This is a genomic window from Brevibacterium senegalense (assembly GCF_000285835.1).
GTDB classification, from domain to species: domain Bacteria; phylum Actinomycetota; class Actinomycetes; order Actinomycetales; family Brevibacteriaceae; genus Brevibacterium; species Brevibacterium senegalense.
In genome coordinates this window covers 49,527-73,059 of the sequence record NZ_HE978604.1, presented here as the reverse complement: position 1 = coordinate 73,059, position 23,533 = coordinate 49,527, and the positions used below count along the sequence as shown (strand labels likewise).

The following is a 23,533-nucleotide window of genomic DNA, read 5'->3' as shown; positions in this document are numbered from 1 at the left end:
CAGCGCCGGAACAGTCCTACCGTGGAGGTACCTCGTCCGAACCCGCAGCCGCGGATGACACGGCGAGGAGGAGGCGATCATGCCGCAGAACGTCGCTCAGAAACTCATCCGCTCGCATCTGGTGGAAGGGACGCCGGAGCCGGGCCACGAGATCGGTCTGGCCATCGATCAGACACTCACCCAGGACGCCACGGGCACGATGGTGATGCTCGAACTCGAAGCACTGGGATTGGACCGCGTGCGCACAGAGCTGTCCGTCCAGTACGTCGACCACAACCTCCTCCAGACGGATGAGAAGAACCCGGAGGACCACCTGTTCCTCCAATCGGCGGCCCAGCGCTACGGCCTGTGGTTCTCCAAGGCCGGCAACGGAGTCTCCCATCCCGTCCACCAGGCCCGCTTCGGCCGGCCCGGCACCACGATGATCGGTTCCGACTCCCACACGTGCGCCGCCGGCGCTCTGGGCATGCTGGCGATCGGCGTGGGCGGACTGGAGATCGCCATGGCGATGGCGGGCGACCCCCTCTACGTCGGAATGCCGGAGGTCTGGGGCGTCGAACTCACCGGGACGCTGCCCGACTGGGTGTCCGCGAAGGACGTCATCCTCGAGATGCTCCGCAGGCACGGCGTCAAGGGCGGCGTCGGCCGGATCATCGAGTACCACGGCGACGGACTCGCGCACCTCACCGCGATGGACCGCCACGTCATCGCGAACATGGGCGCGGAGCTGGGCGCGACGACGAGCGTCTTCCCCGCCGACGACGCGGTCCGCGACTACCTCCGCGCTGTGGGCCGGCCGGACGACTACACGGAGCTGCTGGCCGACGAGGGCGCGACTTACGACGTCGAGGAGCACATCGACCTCTCCACCCTCGAGCCGCTCATCGCGAAGCCCTCCTCCCCCGGCAACGTCGTCCCGGTCCGCGAGGCGGCCGGCGAGGACGTGTACCAGGTGGTCGTGGGGTCGTCCGCGAACCCCGGGCTGCGCGACTTCGCGGTCGTCGCGGAGATCCTCCGCGACAGGCAGACGAGCGACCGGGTGTCACTCGACATCAACCCCTCGTCGCGTGAGATCCTCGAGGACCTCACGAAGGGCGGATGGACGTTCGAGCTCATCCGGGCGGGCGGGCGGATCCACCAGTCCGGCTGCATGGGCTGTATCGGCATGGGACAGGCGCCGGCCGTGGGTCGCAACAGTCTGCGCACCATGCCGCGGAACTTCCCCGGCCGGTCCGGCACGGATGAGGACTCCGTCTGGTTGTGCTCCCCGGAGACCGCTGCCGCTGCCGCGCTCACCGGGACCATCACCGATCCCCGCGACCTCGACATGAGCTATCCGCCACCGGCGCTGCCGGAGTCGTACAGCGTCAACACACGCATGCTGCTGGCTCCGCTGAGCGAGGCCGAGGCGCAGCAGGTCGAACTGGTCAAGGGATCGAACATCGTGTCCCTCCCGGAGTTCGACCCGCTGCCGGACGACCTGGAGGTGCCGGTCCTGCTGACGGTGGGCGACAACGTGTCGACCGACGAAATCCTCCCCGCCGGATCACGGGTCCTGCCGTATCGGAGCAACATCCCCAAGATCGCGGAGTTCGTGTACACACAGGTCGACGACACCTACTCCTCACGTGCGGCGGAGACCACCGGCGGCCATGCGATCGTGTGCGGCGAGAACTACGGTCAGGGCTCGTCCCGCGAACACGCGGTCATCGCGCCCCGCTACCTGGGGCTGCGCGTCGTCGTCGCGAAGTCCTTCGCGCGCATCCACTGGCAGAACCTCGCGAACTTCGGCGTCCTCCCCCTCGAATTCGCGGACCCCGCGGACGCGGACCGGGTCTCCCGCGACGATGTCCTGGGCTTCACCGGGCTGCGCGGCACGCTGCAGGACTCCACCACGGTCCTCGCCCGAGTGGGCGAGAAGGAGATCGAGCTGCGCCACCGTCTGTCCGACCGTCAGGTCGAGATGGTGCTGGCAGGCGGCCGCATCCCCCACCGCGCCGCCGGACGGAACCGTCGGATCGACGCGAAGCCCGTCGCCCCGGAGGGGTGAGCCTCACCCCGCGCGCTGGTCGCCGCCGCGGCGGCGGGTCCGCATGAACTCGCCCACGACGGCGGCGCCCAGCTCGTCCTGACCGGGTGCGACGACCGTGCCGCGGACCCTGCGCGCCATCGCGTCGACGAAGCGCGCCAGACCGCGGTCCTCCCCCAGCCGGAAGATCGTCGTCTGCGCGCCCATCCGGCCCACTCGGTCAAGCTCCTCGACGGTCTTCCGGATCGTCACGGAGTCCGGCGGATAGGAGAACGCGCTCTCGCCGCGCGGCGTGAGGTACGCGGTGGGCTCACCGTCCGTCACGATGAGGAGGACGGGCTGCGCCGTGGGGTGCTTGCGGAAGAACTCGCCGGCCAGCAGGAGGCCGTGATGCAGGTTGGTGCCCGGCTCGTACTCCGCGCCCAGCCCCACGAGCCCCTCGAGGTCCGTCGTCCGTGCCATCCGGCCGAACGTGATGAGCGTGAGGTCGTCCCCGCGGAAGCGGGTGCGCACCAGGTGGTGGAGGGCGAGCGCGGTCCGCTTCATGGGCAGCCACCAGCCCTCCATCGCCATGGAGAACGACACGTCCACGAGGAGGGCGACCGCCGCACGGGTGCGTGCCTCGTTCTGCTGGACCTCGACGTCGTCGACCCGGATGCGCACTCCCCGGCGGGGATCGCCGCCGTCGGCGGCCGTGCGCATGATCGCGTTGCCCACGGTCCGGCCCACGTCCCACGGCTCCGTGTCCCCGAACTCCCAGGGCCGGGTCGCCCCGGTCTGCTCGCCGGCGATCCCGGCCATCCGTGCGTCCCGCTGACCGGCCCGCCCCGACAGGCGGGTGGCCGCATCGCGCAGGAGGGACTTCCCCAGGCGGCGCAGCGCCGCCGGCGACAGACGCAGGTCGCCGTCCGGGGAACGCCGCAGGTATCCGGAGTCGCGCATCCGCTCCTCGATCTCTCGGAGCATCCGCGCGTCCGCGACGGCGTCGCGTCCCAGGTGCTTCTCGAGGCCGGCCAGGTCCAGGTCGGACAGGGTGGCGCCCGGGTAGGACTGACCCAGCTGCTGGGCGAGGCGGTCGAGCTCTGCGATGTCCTCCATGACCCCGGCGCCCTCGCCCAGACCCAGCGGTTCGTCCCCGCCGAAGGTCTCCCCGCCGCTCCAGTCCAGCTCCGGCCGCAATCCCCGCAAGCCACGGTCCACCCGATCGAGCTGCTCCTGCAGCTGCGGCGAGCCGAACGCCTGCTGGGACAGCTGGGCGAGCTCCGCCCGCTGCTCGTCCGTCATCGAGGCGAGCATGCGTGAGGCCGCAGCGGACCGCCGCGCCAGTTCGTCTACGAGCTCATCGAGCGACTGGACGCCATCCGGCAGCAGATCGCCGTGCTTGTCCATGAGGCGGGCGAAGTCCTCGTCCGTGTCCTCACCGCGCTCCCGCTTCTCCAGCAGATCGCCCAGGTCGCTCAGCATCTCCTGGACGCGGGCGCGATCCTCGTCCGTCGCGTTCTCCAGCGCCTGCTTCATGCCCGCGAAGCGCGCGTCCAGCAGATCGCGACCCAGCAGGTCCCGGATCTGCTCGAACGACTCGCGCGCTTCCTGCGACGTCCAGTCGTAGTCGCGCAGCTCCGACACCGCTGCGGCCGGCGAGTCCGGGAGGTTCTCCATCTGCATCTCGCGCAGCGCCCGGTCCGTCTCGTCCATGGTGATGTCGCGCGCCAGCTGCCCCCGCTCCGCCAGGACCGCGTCGTCGAGGAGCCGCTGCACCTCCTCGAGCGTGCCGCCCATCCCGTGACGGTCCAGCAGGGAGCGGCGCCGGCGCTGGATGTCGCCGGCCAGATCGTCGAGGCCCCTCGTCCGCTCCCCGCCCCGACGCAGATACTCGCGCAGTGCCTGGTCGGGACCATAGCCGGCCATGACGTCATCCGCGACGGACGCGAGCGCGTCGGCCAGATCCACGGGCGGTTCCAGTGGATCCGGACCTCCGGCGAAGCGGCCGTAGCGGACGTCATCCATAGACGGCCTGTCCCTCCCCCGTCTCCTTCGACAGCTTCCGCGACAGGTAAAGACCCTCGAGCGCCAGCTCGATCGCCGCCGCCCGCTCCCCGTCGGACTGCGCGTCCAGCCGCTCTGCGATCGCGTCGTAGAGTCCCGCCTCGTCCAGGTCCGGCAGTCCGTCCAGCAGTGCGGTGGCGGAGACCGCGTCACCCGTCGTGACGGTGACCCCGTCCTCGAACGCCCGGACCAGCGGGCCCAGGTCCAGGCCGGCCAGTCGGTGGCGCGCCGTCTCCGCGGTCGCGACGCGCAGGCCGTACTCCAGCACCTCGCGCTCCGTGCCCTCCTCACCGGGCTCGAACTCGAGCTTGCCCCGCAGCACGTCGACCAGGGTGCCCAGGTCCACGGGACGGGCCACGGCCTCGGCGGCGGTGCCGTCCGGGACCGCGGTCTCCTCCCGGGATGCCTGCGCCAGCGCGGCCCGGCGACGCGCGGCGGCCGCGACCGTCTCCGCCGCCGCGATCGTGAAGCGGGCGGAGACACCGGAGGACTGGTCGATCGCCGGGGACTCGCGCAGGCCGCGCGTCAGGCGGGCCAGCACTTCGATGAGGTGGTCGGGCACGTCCGCGGCCAGGTGCGCCTCCTGCCGGACGACCGCGATCTCGTCGTCCAGCTCCGGAGGGTAGTGGGTGCGGATCTCCGCCCCGAAGCGGTCCTTGAGCGGGGTGATGATGCGCCCGCGGTTCGTGTAGTCCTCCGGGTTCGCGGAGGCGACGACCAGCACGTCCAGGGGCAGGCGCAGGACGTAGCCGCGGATCTGGACGTCGCGCTCCTCCATGACGGTCAGGAGCGCGACCTGGATGCGCTCGGCGAGGTCCGGCAGCTCGTTGATCGCGACGATCCCGCGATGCGCCCGGGGCACCAGGCCGAAGTGGATGGTCTCCGGGTCGCCCAGGCTGCGACCCTCCGCGACCTTGACGGGGTCGACGTCGCCGATCATGTCCGCGACGGAGGTGTCCGGGGTGGCGAGCTTCTCCACGAACCGCTCCGACCGGTGCCGCCAGACGATCGGCAGCTCGTCGCCCTGGGCGCGGGCACGGGCCTGCGCCGCGGCGGTGATCGGGTGGAAGGGGTCCTCCGACAGGTCCGTGCCGGCGATCGCGGGCGACCACTCGTCCAGCAGGGCGGTGAGCGCGCGCAGCAGCCGCGACTTGCCCTGTCCGCGCTCCCCCAGCAGCACGATGTCGTGGCCGGCGATGAGGGCGCGCTCGACCTGCGGCAGGACGGTGTCGCCCAGGCCGTGGAGACCCGGCCACGGATCCGCGCCGGTGGACAGCGCGGCCAGCAGGTTCCCCCGCAGCTCCTCCCGCAGCGAGCGGGTGGCGATCCCCGCCGCGCGGAGACCGCCCAGCGTCGTGATCGTGGGCTGCGGGGAGGCGGAGGCGGCGTCGAAGGTCGTCACACCTCCACGCTAGACCGGTTCCGCGCGGGGCGATAGGGGCCGGTCCGCGGAGCAGGACGGCTCGCTACCACTGGACGGGCGCGCCCGTGTCAGGCCGTGCAGCCGTCGTGGAGCGGCCGGGATCAGCCCACCAGGTGGGCCGCGCGGATCTCCCGCTTCCGGATCTTGCCCGCCGCATCCCGCAGACGATCCGTCGTCGCTACGGTGCGTCGGGGCTGCTTCACGCGCGCCAGGTGCGCCCGCAGGTGGTCGTCCAGGTCCGCGGGAACCTGCCCGGAGTGTGTCTCCACGACGAGTGCGGGGACCGATCCCAGTTCCTCGTCGTCGATGCCCACGCAGCACGACGCCAGGACCTCCGGATGCATGTCGCTGACGGCCTCGACCTCCGCCGGGTAGACGTTGACCCCGCCCACCAGCACCATGTCTGTCCGGCGGTCGGTGAGGTACAGGTACCCGTCCGCGTCGAGCCTGCCCACATCGCCCACCGTCTCCCAGTCGTCGGAGTCGACCTCCGCCTGTGAGCCCAGGTAGTGGTAGGAGGCGGGCTCTCCCGCCCCGCGCCGCGCCCACACCACACCGGTCTCGCCGATCGGCAGCACGTGCCCCGCGTCGTCGCGGATGCTCACCTCGCCCACGACGGGTGCCCCTACGGATCCGGGGTGCTCCAGCCACTGGGTCCCGGTGATCACGGTCGCGGCCTGGCCCTCCGTCGTGCCGTAGAGCTCGCGGATCGCCTCCGGTCCCAGCCAATCGATCCATGCGCGCTTGAGCCACGCGGGACAGGGCGCGGCGACGTGGAAGAGCGTCTGGACGGACGACAGGTCGTACGCGTCCTTCACCGTCTGCGGAAGCTTCCAGATCCGCTGCATCATCGTGGGCACCGCATAGACCCAGTGCGCACGATGGCGCTCGATCATCGCGAGCGTCTCCTCCGCGTCGAAGCGCTCCATGAGCACGGTGGTGCTGCCCATCGTGAGGGCGGCCAGCGCGTCGCTGAATGAGGCGTTGTGGTGCAGCGCCGCCGTGATGAGGCAGACGGAGTGCGGCGGCACGCCCATGAGCCGGCCCATGCCCGCAATCGCCTCCGGGACCGCGGTCGAGCCGGAGACGATGAGCTTGGGCATCCCCGTGCTGCCACCGGAGGTGGGCGACTTGAGGGACGGGGCGATGACCGGCGGCAGCGGGCCCGCTTCCTGCGTGCTGGCCTCAGCGAGGTCGATGATGCGGGGGACACCCAGCGCGCGATCCGTCGTGTCGATCGCGAGCGCCGGCCGCCCCAACTCGACGAGGGCATCGAGCTCGCGCTGGACCAGCCGATCGGAGACCGGCATGGGTACGGCCCCGACCTTCCACGCGGCGATGGCCCCCAGCAGCAGGTCGGACGGGGCCGGCGACGCGAGGAGGACGAAGTCGCCCTCCCCCACTCCTCGCTGACAGAACAGGCGGGCCAGCTGGTTCGTCCGGGCCTCCAGCTGCGCGAAGGTGAGCGTTCCCGTCGAGTCGATGATCGCGTCCGTCTCCCCGCGGTCGCGGGCGTGGAGAGCGAACTGCTGGGAGAACGTGGGCTCGACGTCGACATCGAGTCCCTCACCCACGGGTGCCACGGCGATGCTGAGCTGCGGGGATGTGTGTGTCACGGCGGTGCGGCCTTCCCGGTACACCGGATCCGCGGTCCCATCGACACGCACGGCACCCCGGCGTGCCTGTCACCAGCAGGCTAGGCAGGCGCACGCGCGAGCGTCAAGGATGAACGAACGATCAGTGAGATACGATCTGAGATGCGGGTCAATTCCTCGCACCGTTCCCTCCACCCGATTCAAAGGCGAACGCATGAGGGCCCACACATCACTGCACCCACGGCTGGGCGGCGCCGCGGCGCTGTCCGCACTGGCACTCGTCCTGACCGCATGCGCGGGCAGCGCGGGCGGCTCCACCTCCGGTGGCGAGGCCGGCGACGGCTTCGACTACGGCGCGTCCGATGAGGAGGTCGCCGCCGCGCTGGAGGACCTGGAGCCCGTGACGATTACGTACCAGGTCCCGGCCACCTCGCAGGACTCGCCGCAGGCGCCGCTGGGCACGGAATTCAAGGAGGCGGTCGAGGAGCGGTCCGGTGGGAAGATCACCGTCGACCTGGCCTGGAACCAGTCGATCGCGACCTACGACGAGATCCACGATGCGCTGGCCGACGGGCGCGTCGACATGGCCTTTACACTGCCGTCCTACGACCCGGCGCAGTTCCCGGCCTTCAACGCGCTCAACAACATGCTGGGCGGCGACCCGTCGTCCCCCATGGTCGGCGAGATCCTGGCGAACATCGTCGCGGCGGACGTCGCGTGGGGCACGCCCCAGATCCTCGAGGAATACGAGGCGATCGGCGTGACGCCGCTCGTCCCGGTCATGGCCTCGGGCAACTACTACTCGATCTGCACGGACCCTGTCCCGGACCTGGAGGACTGGCAGGGGCTCCAGGTGCGCGTCGGATCGCCGGCCGCGAATGACATGGTCGAGCACGTGGGCGGCACGCCCGTGTCCATCGCGGGCGACGAAGCGTACGAGGCCCTGCAGCGCGGCACGATCGACTGCACGCTTGCCGTTCTGTCCGATGTGGTCCAGGGCGGCTTCTTCGAGGTCGCGCCCCACCTGGGCTACCCCACGGAGACCAGCTTCCCGCGCGTGGCCGGCGCGATCCTCACCGGATCAACGGTCGACTCCCTGCCACTGGCGTACCAGCAGATCCTCTTCGACGGGTTCGACGCGTACTTCCACGGCGGCATGGTCTCGACCGTGGGCAGCAAGGTCGATGCGATCGAACTGGCGAACGAGGGCGACGGCAGCATCGACGAGGCCTCCACCGCGCTGCAGGATGAGATCCGGTCGTTCGCGGAGGAGACGCGCGGCGAGGTCGCGGAGTCCGGGATCATCGGCGAGGACATCCAGGAGCGCCTCGACGCCTCCCGCGAGACGTGGCAGGCGAAGATCGAGGAGCTGGGCTATGAGGAGACCGGCGAGTTCGCGGACTTCGACCAGTGGTACGACGAGAGCACCGACTACCGCCCGATCGCGCAGGCGCTGCTGGAGGAGACGATGCTGGAGCACCGTCCCGGCTGACGGCCGCCGACTCCCGTGGACGGGCGTCCCCTCCGCGAGCGCGGACGGGGCGCCCGTCGCGTCACGGGGTCACGCGGTAGACGAGCCGGGCGAACTGTCCTGCCTGTGTCGCGCTCACCAGAGTGAGCCGGTCCGCTTCGAGCCTGCGCGGGAAGAGCGGGGCGCCGGAACCCAGCATGACGGGCGCGACGGACAGGACGATCTCGTCGAGTGCGCCGGCCTCCAGGAACTGTGCGGCCAGATCGCCCCCGCCCACCACCCAGATGTCTCCGCCGGCCGCCGCGGTGCGCAGAGTCCCCAGGTGGTCCGCGACGTCGCCGGACAGGAACGTGATCTTTGTGCCTTCGGGGACAGGCAAGTCCCGGGTGGTGAAGACGAAGACGTCCGCCGGCGCGAACGCCTCCGACCACTTCCGCGGATCCTCGAGCGCCCCCATCTCCTCGAGCACCCACAGGTAGGTCGTCGATCCCATCACCTGGACGGGTGCAGCGGGCGGGGAGAGCGAGGCCTGGTCCTGCTCCTCCATCGGGACGGCGAAGAGCCACGACAGCGAGTTCTGCTGATCCGCGATCCACCCGTCGATGGAGGTCGCGGTCTCGTAGACGATGCGGCCGCCCGGTGCGCCGTTCTGCCGCGCCTCGCTCATGCGCCCTCCCCTGTCAGGTCCTCCGCTGCGTGCGGCTGGGTGGGCGCGGTCGGGATCGCCTCCGGGTGGTTGTACTCGAAGAGCTCGAGCCTGCCGTGGCCGTCCGGCGTCTGGAGGAGCGCGATGCGGGCGTGGTTGCCGTCGAGGCCCACTGCGGTGTCCGCCCAATCCCCCTGCACGGTGTCGCGTCCCAGAACCGTCAGTCCCAGGTCCGTGAAGAAGGCGATCGTCGCATCCAGGTCCTGCACGGCGATACCCACGTTCTCCAGCCGGATCGTCATGGAGAGCTCCTCAGGAGATCGAGCGCTTCCGGCGCCGGAGGTCCTCCGGGAAGCGATCGCGGGCGTACGTGATGGTGGAGTAGCCGTGCGGCAGGGGCGACCCGTCCTCGGCCAGTGCCACGAAGACGATCCTGTCGATCGAGAGGATCGTGTCCCCCGTGATGATGTTGCGCACCTCGCACCGCATCGTGAGCGAGGTGCGGCCGAAGTGGACGGCCTGCAGGCCGATCTCCAGGATGTCGCCCTGCGTCGCGGACGACACGAACTCGATCTCCGAGATGTACTTCGTGACGATCCGCTGGTTGCCCAGCTGGATCATCGCGTAGACGACCGCCTCATCGTCGATCCAGCGCAGCAGGCTGCCGCCGAAAAGCGTCCCGTTCGCGTTGAGGTCCTCCGGTCGCACCCACTTGCGGGTGTGGAAGTTCATCGCCTCGAAGCGGTCCTCGCCGTGCGGGCCCTGGATCGCCTCGTCGTGGCTGTGGGGGTAGGTCATGCGTCGTGCTCCTTCTTCTGTCCGCGCTCCTGGGAGAGCCGGAAACTCATGCGAGATCCTGTCGCAGGTCCTGCGCGATCCGCAGTGCGCGCACCGTCTGCTGATCGGTGGCCCCATACTCCGGCAGGCAGTCGGTCAGGAGGACGACCACCTGGTCCGCCAGCACCCGATCACCCAGGTCGGGAACCGGCCGACCGTGTGCGCCCACGTCCGAGAGCCGCCGCAGCGCCGTTCGGATATGGGTCCGCCGACCGTCGTCCAGCTGGGGTGTCGTCAGTGCCGTCACGCGACGACGAAGGCGGCGGACCTCCTCGTGGAGTTCCGCCGCCCGCGCCGTGGTGACCATGTCGTGTCCCGGTGATCCCGTCAGTTCTGTCGGAAGTAGGACAGCAGTCGCAGGATCTCGATGTAGAGCCAGATGAGCGTGACCATGAGCGAGAACGCGCAGACCCACGAGTACTTCTCCGGGATCTGGTGGCGCACGCCCTCCTCGATCATCTGGAAGTCCGCGACGAGGGTGAGAGCCGCGAGGATCACGGCGACACCGGAGATGAGGACGCCCAGCGGCATCGTGATGCCCAGCAGGGTGATCTCCATGTTCCGCGCATTCATCTCTCCGCCGGAGAACATCGCGAAGGCGAAGTTCACGAGCGAGAAGACCGCGTACCCGCCCACGGCGAGCATGAGGAACTTCATGAAGCCGGAGCTCATCCGGACGATCTTGAACTTGAAGAGCGCGAACATGACGAGGAAGACGCTGAGCGTGCCCAGCACCGCCTGCATGACGATGCCGTCGTAGGCCATCTCGAAGGTCCGGGAGATGCCGCCCAGGAACACGCCCTCGATCGCGGAGTACGTGAGGATGAGCCCCTTGCTGGGCTCCTTCTTGAACGCGATGACCAGTCCGATCACCAGCGCGACGATCGCCGCCGGCAGTGCGAGCATCGGCATGACCCAGCCGATGACGGCACCGGCCAGCAGGACGGCGAAGCAGATCGCCGTCTTCATGAGGACGTCGTCGTAGGTCATCGACCGATCTGCGACCGGCTGCTGGTACGACGGTGCGTCGTACATCTCCTGGAGCTGCGCATCGGACGGGGCGGGGATGCGGTTCTGCTGCTGACCGGCCTTGATGCCGTCATTGAGGCCGCGGCGCACCAGCGGGTTGCTCATGTGGTCCCTCCCAAGGGGCGTCGTGGTGTTCGTCGGATTCCATTCTATGGAGGAACGCTGAGACACTGCTCAGCATTCCCGACCTGCGCGGGGATCGTGACACCGCTGTGACCCCCGCGCTCGGCCCCGCGGGTCAGTAGGTGGTGCTGGTGCCCGGCCCGAACGGGATGCCCAGGGCCCACCAGATGAAGAAGAACGCCGTCCAGCACAGCCACATGACGATGCTCAGCGGGATCGTCATCGACAGGAGCGTGCCGATGCCCGCGTCCTTCTTGTAGCGCTGGACGAAGCCCAGGATCATGATGAAGTACGGGCTCATGGGCGACACGATGTTGAACGTGGAGTCGCCGATGCGGTACATGGCCTGGGTCGTCTCCGGGGAGATGCCCAGCAGCATGAGCATCGGGACGAGGATGACGCTCAGCAGCGTCCACAGGCCGGTGCCGGAGGTGATGAACAGCGCGCCCGCACCGACCAGCAGGGAGGCGCCCAGGAGGATGACGAACGGGCCGGCGTCGATCGTCTCGAAGAACTCCGCGCCCTTGATCGCGAAGATCTCACCCAGCGCCGACGCGCGGAAGACCGCAAGGAACTGGGCCGCGGCGAAGAACAGCACCATCACCTGGACGAACGGGCGCACACCCTCGGCCATCATGTTGGGGATCGTCTCCCAGGACCGGATCGAGCCCGTCACGACTCCGTAGGCGATGCCGATGACGAAGAAGCCGAAGCCGACGATCGCAGCGATGCCCGCCATGAGCCCGGACTCGGGGCCGAAGCCGCCCTCCGCGTCACGCAGGAAGGAGGCCTCCGGCAGCGCCAGGACGATGATCAGGGCGATCCCCAGCACCATCGTGATGAGTGCGGCGATCATGCCGCGCTTCTCCGTCGCCGTCGCTCCGCGGGCGAACTCGTCGTGGTCGTCCACGCCGTCGTCCGAGTCCGCGTCGACCGTCAGCTGCTCGCCGCGCTTGTTGAGGAGGAGCTCCGTCACGAGGGTCACGGCGAAGGCCACGACGAACATCGACGCGAAGTTGAAGTAGAGGTTCGCCACCGGGGTCACGACGTACTCGGGGTCGATGATCTGGGCCGCGGATGTAGAGAGTCCGCCCAGGATCGCGTCGAGCGAGTTGACGAAGGGGGCCGCCGAGTAGCCGCCGGAGGTCGCCGCGTAGGCGACGGCGCAGCCGATGATCGGGTTGCGTCCCACCGCCTTGAACGCGATGCCGCCCAGCGGGATGACGATCATGTACGCCGCATCGGAGGCCATGGAGGCGGCGGAGCCGACCAGCGCGACGATGACCGTCACCCAGCGCGGTGAGGCCGAGCGCAGCGCGGCCTTCATGAGCGCGGGGATGAGTCCCGACTGCTCCGCGACCGCGACGCCGAACAGCACGACGAGCACGAGGCCCAGGGCGGGGAAGGTGACATAGTTGTCGACGATGCCGGCCACGAGCTCCCGCAGCGACTCGGCGCTGAACAGGTTGGTGACGGTGACGTTCTCACCGGTGGCCGGGTTGAGGGCGGAGAGTCCGGTGGCGGAGAAGACCGCCGACAGGAGCATGACGATCCCCGCGAGGCCCAGGAACAGCCAGAACGGGTGCGGCAGCTTGTTGCCGGCCTTCTCGATGACGATGAGGGCGCGCATCAGGGGACCCAGGCGCTCCCCCTCACCGGTCGCGGGGGCGGGTGTGGGGCTCGCAGCCGTGGAACCGGACACGGTTCCTCCTCAGGACAATCGGGGACGGGGTTGTCGGCCGCCTCCGAGTGCCCCAGAGCACGCGCACGAAGCGACCGGGGTCACTGTAGTGCCTGAGTGGTACGAAACGCACGCCCGTCCGCGCCGACGGGCGTGCGGTGTCCTGCCGCGCAGGACGGGTCGGCTCAGGTGTCGATCTCGCCGCGGATGAATGCCTCGACGGCGGCGTGCGCCGCATCGTCGTCCTGCTGGTGCGGCGGGGACTTCATGAAGTACGACGAGGCGCTCAGCAGCGCTCCCCCGACCCCGCGGTCCAGTCCGATCTTCGCCGCGCGCACCGCGTCGATGATGACGCCGGCACTGTTGGGCGAATCCCAGACCTCCAGCTTGTACTCGAGCGACACGGGGGCGTCGCCGAAGTTGCGGCCCTCCAGGCGGACGAACGCCCACTTGCGGTCGTCCAGCCACTCGACGTAGTCGGAGGGGCCGATGTGGACGTCGCGTGCGGCCAGGTCGACGCTCGTGTTGGAGGTGACGGCCTGCGTCTTCGAGATCTTCTTCGACTCGAGTCGCTCGCGCTCGAGCATGTTCTTGAAGTCCATGTTGCCGCCCACGTTCAGCTGGTACGTGCGGTCCAGCACGACGCCGCGGTCCTCGAACAGCTTCGCCATGACCCGGTGGGTGATGGTCGCACCGATCTGGCTCTTGATGTCATCGCCCACGATCGGGACGCCGGCGGCGCGGAACTTCTCATCCCACTCCTTGGTGCCGGCGATGAAGACGGGCAGCGCGTTCACGAACGCGACCTTCGCGTCCAGCGCAGCCTGCGCGTAGTACTCCGTCGCCTGCTGCGAGCCCACGGGCAGGTAGCAGACGAGCACGTCCGCGCGGGCGTCCCGCAGCGCCTGCGCGACGTCGACCGGTTCCGCGTCGGACTCGACGATCGTGTCGCGGTAGTAGACGCCCATCCCGTCCAGGGTGGGTCCGCGCTGCACCGTCACGCCCGTGGGCGGCACGTCCGCGAGCTTGAGCGTGTTGTTCTCGCTCACGTAGATGGCCTCGGAGATGTCCTGGCCCACCTTCTTGCCGTCGACGTCGAAGGCGGCGACGAACTGGAGGTCACTCACGTGGTAGTCGCCGAACTGCACGTGCATGAGCCCCGGCACCTTCTGCGCGGGGTCCGCATCGCGGTAGTACTCCACTCCCTGGATCAGGGAACTCGCGCAGTTGCCCAGGCCGGCGATGGCGACCCGGATCGGATTCTCAGCCACAGTCTCGTACTCTCCTCGCGGTCTTCACGGAGCCCGGGCGTGCATGCGTGCACGCACGACGGTTCACGGTTTCCACGCATGGTGTTCACCGGATGTCCGTACGGGCGCCCGCTCATCTTAGTCCTCCGCGAACCGGACGGGCGACTCGGAGGCGCGTGCCGCTCTTCACAGTGGGACGCGCTCTAGCTGACGACCAGCGGCTCCAGGACGAGATCCGGGTGCTGGCGCTCGACGCCCTGCAGTCGCCACCGGTCGGAGAACAGAGCCAGCAGCTCGCCGTCGGACCGGGACAGGACCTCGACGTTCCGCTCGCGCGCCAGGGTGGGCACGGACTCGGGAACGGTCCGCCGCGCGATCGAGAAGTTGAGCCGCTCCAGTTCGCAGGGGGCGTTGAACTCGTGGACCATCCGGTCCTCGGCGACCTCGAACTGCATGGGACCCACTGCGCCCAGCACGGGTGCCTGGTCGCCGCGCAGGTCGCTGCGCAGCACCTGGATGACGCCTTCGTGGTCCAGCTGCTCGATACCGCGGCGGAACTGCTTGTACTTCGAGGAGTCCTTCGCGCGGATGACCATGAAGTGCTCCGGCGAGAAGGTGGGGATCCCCGGGAACGCGACCTTCCGGTCGAGGTACAGCGAGTCGCCCACCCGCAGCGCGGATGCGTTCACCAGACCCACGACGTCGCCGGGGAACGCCTCGTCGACGACCTCCCGATCGCGACCGAACACCTGCTGCGCGTACTTGGTCGCGAAGGGCTTGCCCGTGGACGCGTGCGTGACGACCATGCCGCGCTCGAACACGCCGGAGCACACGCGCACGTACGCCAGCCGGTCGCGGTGGTTCTGGTCCATCCCCGCCTGCACCTTGAACACGAAGCCGGAGAACGGCGCGTCGACCGGGCGCGGCTCGCCGTCGACGTCCGGGCGGGGCTCCGCGGCCGGCGCGATCGACACGAGCGTGTCGAGCAGCTTGTGGACGCCGAAGTTCAGGACCGCGGACGCGAACAGCACGGGCGTCGTGCGACCGGCCAGGTACGCCTCCTGATCGTGGTTCTGGTCCTCGAGCTCCAGCAGGTCCGCCTCGTCCACCGCGGTCGTCCACGCATCGCCCTCGAGCTCCTCCGCGGCGGCCGGGTCGAACGTCTCCTCGCCCGCGATGCTGGCGCCGCCGGCCGCGCGCGTGTACTTCGTGTAATCGCCGGACTGCCGATCGAGCACCCCGCGGAAGTCGCCGGACTGCCCCACCGGCCACGTGAGCGGGGTGGGCAGCATGCCGGTGCGCTCGTGGATCTCGTCCATGAGGGCGAGCGCGTCCATGCCGGCCCGGTCCCACTTGTTGATGACGGTGACGATGGGGATGCCGCGGTGGGCGCACACCTCGAAGAGCTTCATCGTCTGGACCTCGAGGCCCTTCGCCGCATCGACGAGCATGACGGCGCTGTCGACGGCGGAGAGGACGCGGTACGTGTCCTCGGAGAAGTCCGCGTGCCCGGGGGTGTCGAGAAGGTTGAAGACGACGTCGTCGTACTCGAACTGGAGGGCCGCGGACGTGATCGAGATGCCGCGCTCCTGCTCCATCGTCATCCAGTCGGAGACCGTCGAGCGGCGCCCCGCCTTCCCGTGGACGGCTCCCGCGGTGCCGATCGCACGGGCGTGGAGGGCGAGCGCCTCTGTGAGCGTCGACTTGCCGGAGTCGGGGTGGGAGATGACCGCGAAGGTGCGCCTGCGCTTCGCCTGCGCGCGGACGTCTGCGGGACTGATCGTGGAGGAGGAGGGACCGGAGTTCACCGCACCAGTGTAGGCAGGTGCCGTCCAGCCGGGACATCTAGGCTGGGCACGTGAGCAGACGAGGCAGAGGATCCCAGCCGCAGCCGCGCCGCGAGGACGAGGTCACGACCGTCGCCCGCGACCCCGGACGGTCCGGTCGTCGACTGCGCATCCTCCCCCTCGTGCTCGCCGCCCTGCTGAGCGTCCCGCTCCTGTGGCTGGCGATCGCGTTCTCGCTGGAGGTCTCGCAGATCGCCGTCTACATCCTGCAGCTGGGTGCCGGCGGGTGGGCCCAGTTCGGCGTGGGCCTCATGTCCGTGGGCGGGTTCATCTGCCTCGTCGCGACACTGGCCTGCCTCTTCATCGGCTGGCGTCGCGACACGTGGACGTGGCGGTGGAGCTGGGCGGGTGCGACGGTGCTGGCCGCGGGCCTCATGCCGCTGCTGTGGCTGGTCACCGGCGTCTTCTGGGTCTGAGCCGCCTCACAGCGCGGCCAGCGCCTTCGCGATCCGCTGCTCCGACACCTTCCCCACGGTCCCCAGGGCGGGAGCGTAGAGGCTGATGCGCAGCTCCTCCTGCTGGAACAGGACGGCGTGCCAGCCCTCGCCCGGTCCCCGCGGGGGCGCCCCGGCCTCCACGACCGCACCCAACCGGGCCGCCCGACCCAGCCCCGCGACCTCCGGCCGGGCGCTCTGCAGCTTCTTCTCGATCCCGGCCTCGGCGGTCCGCACCCGGTCCATGAGCTGACGGTCCCGAGGCGGCTGGTCCACCATCGCGTCGACACGGGCGACAGCGGCCTCGACCCACCGCGGCAGCCGCAGGAGGGCCGCCTCGCTGAGCCCGGCGATCGCGGCGGGCTCGCCCATCTGCTCGCGCCAATCCTTCACATCCGCCAGGTTCGACAGGATCACCAGCGACGACGAGGCCGTCACCTTCTTGTCCAGCGCCGTGAACGCCGTGAGCGCGCTCACGAGCGCCGGCAGCAGCTGGTCGACCCGCTGGGCCAGTCCGCCCTGCGCGGCCCGGACCAGCGCGTCGAGCTCCGGCACCCCCGCGCCCGAGGCCCCCTGCCCCGCCGCCGTCGCCGCACCCCGGCCGTCCCCACCGTCAGGACCTGTGCCGTCCGCACCCGCGGCGCACCGGCCGTCGGCGCCGATCCCCCGTCCGGCCAGCTCTCCGCGGGCCGCGACGCGCAGCAGCGCGTCCAGCAGTGCGTCCGCCGTTGTCTGATGCCCGGCCAGGATCAGCTTCTCCTGGGTCGTCAGGTGCTCCTTGATGTAGCCCAGCACCGCACCGGCCTCGGCGACCACCCGATCGACGAGCTGCTCACGGGTGGGACCGGGGCCTCGGCGGCCTCCCCACCCCGACGGGAGGTGCCCGCACCCGCGGACCCGGCCCCCGCGGCGTGTGTGCGTCCGCGGCGCGCGGCGCCATCCCCGCCGGACGCACCCGTTCCGGACGCTCCAGCGCCGGACCCGCGTGCTCCGGACGTCGCCGTCCCTGACCCGCCCGCACCGGAGGCCGTTCCCCCGCCGCCTGCCGTCTTCGCGGCCTTCGCGGCGGTGCGCCTGCGCTGCTCGGCCTGGAGTGCGGCGAGGTCGAGCCCCTCGGCCAGGACGCGGCGGCCGCGCAGCAGGCGGTAGCGCATCCGCAGGTGCGCGGGCACGCGGGACAGATCGAAGTCCGCGGTCGTGACGGTGATGGGGTTGCGGTCCTCCAGGCGGCCTCCGCCGCCGCGCGCGGTCAACTCCGCGGCGAGGACCTCCGGCAGGCTGCCCACGCCCTCCTCCCCCGCCGCGCGCACCTGCTGGAGGATGTCGCGGGCGACGTCCGGGGCGGGCACGAAGTACGTGCGCTTCGCCTTGGGCAGCGACCGGATGAGCGCGGACATGTATTCGATCCGCAGCCCGGGCACGTGCCACGAGAACGCGTGCGGATCCGCCCGGTCCAGGTCGCGCAGCTGGAACTCCGCGGTCACGCCGTCGCCGGCGGTGCCGGGCTCGAACGCGTACCGCAGCTCCGCCCGCGCGTCCTCCTCCAGGTCGCTGCGCGCCGGCAGCACCCAGTGGGTCGGATAGTCGCGGGCCAGGTCCGCCGTGCGGTCCGCGGCGTCCTCGGCCAGCAGGGTCTCCAGGGGCACGTCCAGGAATGACGGGTCCTCGCGGCGCTTCTTGCGCCACCAGCCGGTGAAGTCCGAGGCCGTCAGCACGTCCTCCGGCACCCGCCCGTCGTAGAACGCGTACAGGTCGTCGTCGCCGGACAGGACCCGCCGGTCGCGGGTCCGGGACGCCAGCTCCTCCGCCTCCGCCAGCGTCTTCGCGTTCGTCGCCATGAACTGATGCTGCTCCCGCCAGTCGCCCTCGACGAGTGCGTGGCGGATGAAGAGCTCGCGGGCGACCGTGCGGTCGATGCGAGCGTACGACACGGGCCGCTCCGTGTAGAGCGTCACCCCGTAGAGCGTCGCCTTCTCGCTGGCGACCGCCTGGCCGCTCTTCGCCGACCACCGCGGCTCCGCGTGCGTGCGCTTGACGAGGTCGCCGGCGACCTCGACGACCCAGTCCGGATCCGCCCAGGCGACCGTCCTGGCCCACAGCCGCGAGGTCTCGACGAGCTCTGCGGCCATGACGAAGTCCGGCCCCTTCTTGAACAGCCCCGACCCGGGGAAAATCTGGAACCGGGCCCCGCGCGCCCCCTGGTACTCGCGTCCGTCCGGCAGCTTCTGCCCGATCATCGACAGGAGCCCCGTCAGCAGGGCCTTGTGGATCGCGACGGCCTGCTGGTCGAACGGCCCGGTGTCCCGTCCTCTGCCGGGCTGCGGGCCGGACGGCCGGCCCGCCCCCTGCCGCGCCCCGGATGGCTGGTCGCCGCCGGTCGCCCGGTCCTTCCCGGACCTCTGGTTCTTCCCGGTCGCCCGATCCTTCCCCGTCGCCCGGTCATCGCCGGACCCGTCGCCGAGGCCGTGGTCGGCTCCCGTCTTCCACGTCACCTCGCCCAGCTGCAGCCCGGCGGATCCGGCCAGGGACCGCAGCTGTCCCACGAGGTCCTGCCACTCGCGGATCCGCACGTAGTTGAGGAACTCCCCGCGGATCGTCCTGCGGAACTTCGAGCTGGACAGGGTCTGCGACTGCTCGCGGACGTAGTTCCACAGTGCGAGGAACGACAGGAAGTCGCTGCGGGCGTGCGTGAAGCGGGCGTGGTGCGCGTCAGCCTCCCCCCGCAGCTCCGCCGGTCGCTCGCGCGGGTCCTGGGTCGTGAGGGCGGCGACGATGACGGCGACCTCCGCCCCGCACCCGTGCTGGGCGCCGGCGATGACCATGCGCGCCAGTCGGGGGTCGATCGGCAGGGCCGCGATCCTCCGGCCGGTCTCCGTCACCGTGAGGGCACCGTCCGACCCGGTCCGCAGAGCGCTCAGCTCCTCGAGCAGCAGGCGACCGTCGCGCACCGCGCGGGTGTCCGGCGGGGTGAGGAACGGGAAATCCGTCACCTCCTGCTGTGTCCGGGCGAAGCCCAGGGTCACCATCTGGAGGATGACGCTCGCCAGGTTGGTCCGCAGGATCTCCGGGTCCGTGAACTCCGGACGGGCCTCGAAGTCCGCCTGGGAGTAGAGGCGGATGCAGATGCCGTCGCTCGTGCGACCGGAGCGGCCCTTCCGCTGGTTCGCACTGGCCTGACTGATGGGCTCGATGGGCAGGCGCTGCACCTTCGTGCGGTTCGAGTAGCGCGAGATGCGGGCGACACCGGTGTCGATGACGTAGCGGATGCCCGGCACCGTCAGCGAGGTCTCCGCCACGTTCGTCGCCAGCACGACGCGCGGGCGGTCGTGGCGCTGGAACACGCGCTGCTGCTCCTGCGCGGACAGGCGGGCGTACAGGGGCACGACCTCCCAGTCCGCGCCGCGGCGGCGCGGTCCCTTCCGCCCGGCCTTCCGGATGTGGTCCTCCAGGGCGTCCGCGGCGTCGCGGATCTCCCGTTCGCCGGAGAGGAAGACGAGGATGTCGCCGGGCTCCTCCCCCGTCAGCTCGTCGAACGCCTCGAGGATCCCCTCGACCTGGTCCTTGACCGGCCGGCGCGCGGCCCCGCCGCGGGTGAGGTCGTCACCCGGCGCCGAGCCCCGCGTATCGTCCTCGTCCGGATCGTCCGGGTCGGCGTCCTCGGGGGTGGGGGCCTCGGCGTTGGGGTCCAGCGGCCGGTACCGGACCTCGACCGGATAGGTGCGGCCGGAGACGGAGATGATGGGCGCATCGCCGAAGTGCTCGCTGAACGCCTCCGGGTTGATGGTCGCGGAGGTGATGATGACCTTGAGGTCCGGCCGCTCGCGCAGCAGGCGGGTGAGCAGGCCGATGATGAAGTCGATGTTGAGGCTGCGCTCGTGCGCCTCATCGATGATGAGGACCTCGTAGTCGCGCAGCAGCCGGTCATGGCGCAGCTCCGACAGCAGGATGCCGTCCGTCATGACCTTGACCCGCGTGTGGTCCGCCACCTGCGCGGTGAAGCGCACCTGGTAGCCCACGGTGTCGCCCAGATCCTCGGCCATCTCGTCCGCCAGGCGGGCGGCCACGGAGCGGGCGGCGATGCGGCGGGGCTGCGTGTGGCCGATCATCCCGTGGACGCCCAGCCCCAGCTCCAGGCAGATCTTGGGGATCTGGGTCGTCTTGCCGGATCCGGTCTCGCCCGCGATGACGACGACCTGGTGGTCCCGGATCGCCTCCGCGATCTCCGCGCGGTGCTCGACGACCGGCAGTTCCGGCGGGTACTCGAGGAGCGGGGCGCGGGCGGCGCGGGCCGCCCGCTGCCGTTCCCTGCGCTCCTCGTGCGCCTGCGCGCGGCCGCCCCGGCCCGCCCGGGCACCGCCGGAACCCGGCCGCGGACGGCGACCGCGGCCTCGGCGGCGGGGTGTCCGGGTGGGTTCGGCGGGGTCGGAGGCAGGGGTGTTCGAGTCGTCTCTCATGGCGAACACCAGGTTACCGGCGCGAGAGGCGGCGTAAGGTTCCACCGGAGGAGGGGACGGCGTGCTGGGAGTGCTCGAGGGATTCGGCGTCATCGCCGTCGTCGTGCTCACCGGACTCGTCATGGGCCGGACGGGCCTGTTGGGCGAGCATGCGCAGCGCGTCATCGCGGGCATCGTCTTCTACCTGGCGACCCCCACGCTCCTCTTCACGATGATCGCGACGACGGACCTGTCGTTCATCTTCTCCACGCAGCTCATCGCGACCGGCGGATCAGCGGTCGTGTGCGCGATCCTCCTCTTCGTCCTCACCCGGTGGGCACGCAAGCGGTCGACCGGCGAGGCGATGTTCTCCGCGTGGTCCGTCAGTTACGTGAACATCGGCAACCTGGGCATCCCGATCGCCCTCTACGTACTGGGCGACATCGCCTACGTGGCGCCCGTCCTCCTGTTCCAGCTGCTGCTGCTGGCGCCCATCGGCATGGCGGTGCTCGACACCGTGCGGATGGGGAAGGTCGACCACTGGTGGTCGCCGATCTTCCCGGTGCTGCGCAACCCCATCGTGCTGGGTGCGGTCGCGGGCATCATCGTCTCCGGCACCGGAGTGACCGTTCCGCCCGTGCTCTTCGACCCACTCAGCATGATCGGCGACATGTCCGTGCCCGGTGCGCTCCTGGCGTTCGGGCTGAGCTTCTCGAACGGCTGGAGCCTGCCGGCGAAGGGCACGCGCCGGCAGCTCACGCTCATCACGACCGTCAAGCTGATCCTCCAGCCGGTGCTGGCCTGGGTGATCGGCGGGCCGCTGCTGGGCTGGTCGGGGACCGATCTGCTGGCGATCGTCGTCACCTCTGCCCTGCCCACCGCCCAGAACGTCTACATCTACGCGATGCGGTACCGCCAGTCGGAGACCCTGGTGCGCGACAGCGTCTTCATCACGACGATCCTGTCGATCCCGGCGATCCTGCTCTGCGCCGCCCTGCTGGGGTAGGCGGGGGACGCCCACGGGGTGGGCGATGTCCTGCCGGGGCGGGTGAGGTCGTGCTGAGGCAGGTGGGAGACGGCCGGCAGGAGCAGGTGGGCGTCTCCCACAGGGTGGGGGCTCGCAGGCGTGTCCTCCCGGGAACCGGGCCGTGACCCGGTCACAATGAGAGCGTGAGTGCTGACGATTCGAACGAGCCGAAGGACCTCCTGTCGCAGAGACTGAGCTCTCAGCCGGGCAGCGAGGACGAGACCGCGGCGCACTACGCCCGGTCGGGACCGGCCGGCGACTCCGGCTCGCACGGCACCGACCGCACCAGCACGTTCGACGCGGACAGCCAGGAGACCACGCGCGCCTACGGCGACAGCACCGACCCGGACAGCTCCGATCCCTACAGCGGAGGCGCCGAAGGCGCTGATGCGTTCAACGCTGGCACGGACAGCTCCGGCACGCACGCGGACGCCCCCGGCGGCGCGGGCTACACGTCCGATGTCGATCACGCAGCGGGCTCGGGCCCTGCCGGCGGCACGGCGGATCCGGAGGCGACCGCAGAGTTCGACCCGATCACGCAGTCGCCGGACGCACCCACTGCCGCCTACCCCGCGTCGCAGTCCGGTCGCCCGGACATGTTCAGCGACGAGGAATGGGCGCTGCTGAATGACGGTGGCAGCGCGTCAGGCGGCGCAGGGGCCGGAGCCGCGGGAGCGGCAGGGGCCGGTGCAGCGGGAGCCGCTGCGGCCTCGGGCGCGGGGTCGTCCGGGAAGCTCACCCGCAAGGAGCGTCGGGAGCAGAAGCGGGCGGCGAAGATCGAGGCGGACCGGCAGGAGACGCGCGCGGCCGAGCAGTCCCTGGCCTCCCGCGGCGTCGACGTGCCGGAGCGCACGCGCACGGTCCTCGATGTCATCGGGGCCGTCTGGATCACGATCGCGTTCCCGTTCGTCGCGCTGGCGCTGGCGGTGCGGGCAGTGGCTTCGGGCTGGTTCCTCACCTGGACGTACTCGTGGCGGCCCGGATTCCCGGACGACCAGTACGGCTTCACGGACGCGGACCGCCTGCATTACGGGTCCTACACCGTCGACTACCTCTTCAACCTCGCCACGGAGCGCTACCTGTCGGACGTCGTCCTGCCCGACGGCACCCCGGTGTTCACCGCCGGCGAGATCTCGCACATGGCGGACGTCAAGAACCTCATCGGGATCCTCACCCTCGTCGCGGTGATCGGCGCGATCGGCATCGTCGTGTTCGGCCTGTACAAGTGCCGGGCCGGCGGCAGCGGCATGCGCGGAAGCCTGCGGGCGGGCCCGATCCTCACGATCGTGCTGTTCGGCGTGCTCGCCGTGCTGGCGGTCGTGGGCTGGGAGCAGTTCTTCACCGGCTTCCACAACGTCTTCTTCGCGGACGGGACGTGGACGTTCTACATGAACGACTCGCTCATCCGGCTGTTCCCGCCGCAGTTCTGGATCGACGCGGGCATCGGCGTCGCGGTCATCGTGGTGGTGCTGTGCGTCTTCGCCTTCATCCTCAGCTTCGTGGGCCGCAGGCGCCGCGCCGCCGTGTGATCGTCCGGCGTCGCGGCTCCCGACTTCCGGCTTCCACCTCGGCATCGCACCGCGTGGGCATGGTGCGGGTCGTGCGCACAGTCGAGTGAGCCGAGCACTCCGCCATGCAGGGCTGACCAGATCCGGGCCGTTG

At 70.4% G+C, this 23,533-nt stretch carries 17 protein-coding genes and 1 pseudogene; 5 read left to right on the top strand and 13 right to left on the bottom strand.

The window, feature by feature from the left end; translation table 11 throughout:
* Positions 1–79: 79 nt before the first annotated feature.
* Positions 80–2,050: an aconitate hydratase gene (locus HGBR_RS09700; protein ID WP_019159148.1), complete on the top strand. Its 1,971-nt coding sequence runs from the start codon at positions 80–82 to the stop codon at positions 2,048–2,050.
* A gap of 3 nt (positions 2,051–2,053) precedes the next feature.
* Here HGBR_RS09700 and HGBR_RS09695 read toward each other — a convergent pair whose 3' ends face one another.
* The 3 genes from HGBR_RS09695 to HGBR_RS17375 form a co-directional block, all read right to left on the bottom strand.
* Positions 2,054–4,036 (bottom strand): vWA domain-containing protein, encoded by a 1,983-nt coding sequence (locus tag HGBR_RS09695; RefSeq protein WP_019159147.1) that lies wholly within the window; start codon positions 4,034–4,036, stop codon positions 2,054–2,056.
* The gene (locus HGBR_RS09690; RefSeq protein ID WP_019159146.1) at positions 4,029–5,477 is read right to left on the bottom strand and encodes a sigma 54-interacting transcriptional regulator; all 1,449 of its coding nucleotides are present in this window, start codon (positions 5,475–5,477) and stop codon (positions 4,029–4,031) included. Before HGBR_RS09690 ends, HGBR_RS09695 begins: the two co-directional genes overlap by 8 nt.
* A gap of 122 nt (positions 5,478–5,599) precedes the next feature.
* Positions 5,600–7,114 (bottom strand): AMP-binding protein, encoded by a 1,515-nt coding sequence (locus HGBR_RS17375; protein WP_161601860.1) that lies wholly within the window; start codon positions 7,112–7,114, stop codon positions 5,600–5,602.
* A gap of 193 nt (positions 7,115–7,307) precedes the next feature.
* On the opposite strand from HGBR_RS17375, the gene HGBR_RS09680 reads away from it, so the two are divergent.
* Complete coding sequence (locus HGBR_RS09680) at positions 7,308–8,585, top strand: type 2 periplasmic-binding domain-containing protein (RefSeq protein WP_019159144.1); 1,278 nt, start codon at positions 7,308–7,310, stop codon at positions 8,583–8,585.
* Positions 8,586–8,646: 61 nt separating this feature from the next.
* On the opposite strand, the gene HGBR_RS09675 is transcribed toward HGBR_RS09680, so the two are convergent.
* The 8 genes and pseudogenes from HGBR_RS09675 to HGBR_RS09640 all read right to left on the bottom strand — a co-directional run bounded on the left by HGBR_RS09675 (position 8,647) and on the right by HGBR_RS09640 (position 15,938).
* Positions 8,647–9,231 carry a dihydrofolate reductase family protein gene (locus HGBR_RS09675; RefSeq protein WP_019159143.1) on the bottom strand — a complete coding sequence of 195 codons (585 nt, stop codon included), beginning with the start codon at positions 9,229–9,231 and terminating at the stop codon, positions 8,647–8,649.
* Positions 9,232–9,260: 29 nt separating this feature from the next.
* Positions 9,261–9,512, bottom strand: a pseudogene (locus HGBR_RS17370) (VOC family protein); the annotation flags it as partial.
* A 10-nt stretch (positions 9,513–9,522) separates the two neighbouring features.
* Complete coding sequence (locus HGBR_RS09665; protein WP_019159141.1) at positions 9,523–10,008, bottom strand: acyl-CoA thioesterase; 486 nt, start codon at positions 10,006–10,008, stop codon at positions 9,523–9,525.
* Positions 10,009–10,054: 46 nt separating this feature from the next.
* On the bottom strand, positions 10,055–10,354 hold the full coding sequence (locus tag HGBR_RS09660) for a hypothetical protein (RefSeq protein ID WP_019159140.1): 300 nt from the start codon (positions 10,352–10,354) through the stop codon (positions 10,055–10,057).
* 20 nt (positions 10,355–10,374) lie between these two features.
* Positions 10,375–11,181 (bottom strand): Bax inhibitor-1/YccA family protein, encoded by an 807-nt coding sequence (locus HGBR_RS09655; protein WP_019159139.1) that lies wholly within the window; start codon positions 11,179–11,181, stop codon positions 10,375–10,377.
* A gap of 133 nt (positions 11,182–11,314) precedes the next feature.
* Positions 11,315–12,901: an AbgT family transporter gene (locus tag HGBR_RS09650; RefSeq protein WP_019159138.1), complete on the bottom strand. Its 1,587-nt coding sequence runs from the start codon at positions 12,899–12,901 to the stop codon at positions 11,315–11,317.
* Positions 12,902–13,065: 164 nt separating this feature from the next.
* Positions 13,066–14,151, bottom strand: a complete 1,086-nt coding sequence (locus tag HGBR_RS09645; protein WP_019159137.1) for an inositol-3-phosphate synthase — start codon at positions 14,149–14,151, stop codon at positions 13,066–13,068.
* 182 nt (positions 14,152–14,333) lie between these two features.
* Positions 14,334–15,938, bottom strand: a complete 1,605-nt coding sequence (locus tag HGBR_RS09640) for a peptide chain release factor 3 (RefSeq protein ID WP_019159136.1) — start codon at positions 15,936–15,938, stop codon at positions 14,334–14,336.
* A gap of 50 nt (positions 15,939–15,988) precedes the next feature.
* Here HGBR_RS09640 and HGBR_RS09635 point away from each other — a divergent pair, with 50 nt between their 5' ends.
* The gene (locus HGBR_RS09635; RefSeq protein ID WP_019159135.1) at positions 15,989–16,393 is read left to right on the top strand and encodes a hypothetical protein; all 405 of its coding nucleotides are present in this window, start codon (positions 15,989–15,991) and stop codon (positions 16,391–16,393) included.
* A 6-nt stretch (positions 16,394–16,399) separates the two neighbouring features.
* Here the strand turns inward: HGBR_RS09635 and HGBR_RS09630 are convergent, their stop codons facing one another.
* Together HGBR_RS09630 and HGBR_RS09625 are read right to left on the bottom strand one after the other, a co-directional pair.
* The gene (locus tag HGBR_RS09630) at positions 16,400–17,227 is read right to left on the bottom strand and encodes a DUF3418 domain-containing protein (RefSeq protein WP_019159134.1); all 828 of its coding nucleotides are present in this window, start codon (positions 17,225–17,227) and stop codon (positions 16,400–16,402) included.
* Positions 17,179–20,865, bottom strand: a complete 3,687-nt coding sequence (locus tag HGBR_RS09625) for a DUF3418 domain-containing protein (RefSeq protein ID WP_083882850.1) — start codon at positions 20,863–20,865, stop codon at positions 17,179–17,181. Before HGBR_RS09625 ends, HGBR_RS09630 begins: the two co-directional genes overlap by 49 nt.
* Before the next feature lie 61 nt (positions 20,866–20,926).
* On the opposite strand from HGBR_RS09625, the gene HGBR_RS09620 reads away from it, so the two are divergent.
* Together HGBR_RS09620 and HGBR_RS18890 are read left to right on the top strand one after the other, a co-directional pair.
* A complete protein-coding gene (locus HGBR_RS09620) occupies positions 20,927–21,850 on the top strand; it encodes an AEC family transporter (protein WP_019159132.1) in 924 nt (307 codons plus the stop codon).
* A 164-nt stretch (positions 21,851–22,014) separates the two neighbouring features.
* Positions 22,015–23,400 carry a TIGR01906 family membrane protein gene (locus tag HGBR_RS18890; protein WP_019159131.1) on the top strand — a complete coding sequence of 462 codons (1,386 nt, stop codon included), beginning with the start codon at positions 22,015–22,017 and terminating at the stop codon, positions 23,398–23,400.
* The last annotated feature ends 133 nt before the right edge of the window (positions 23,401–23,533 follow it).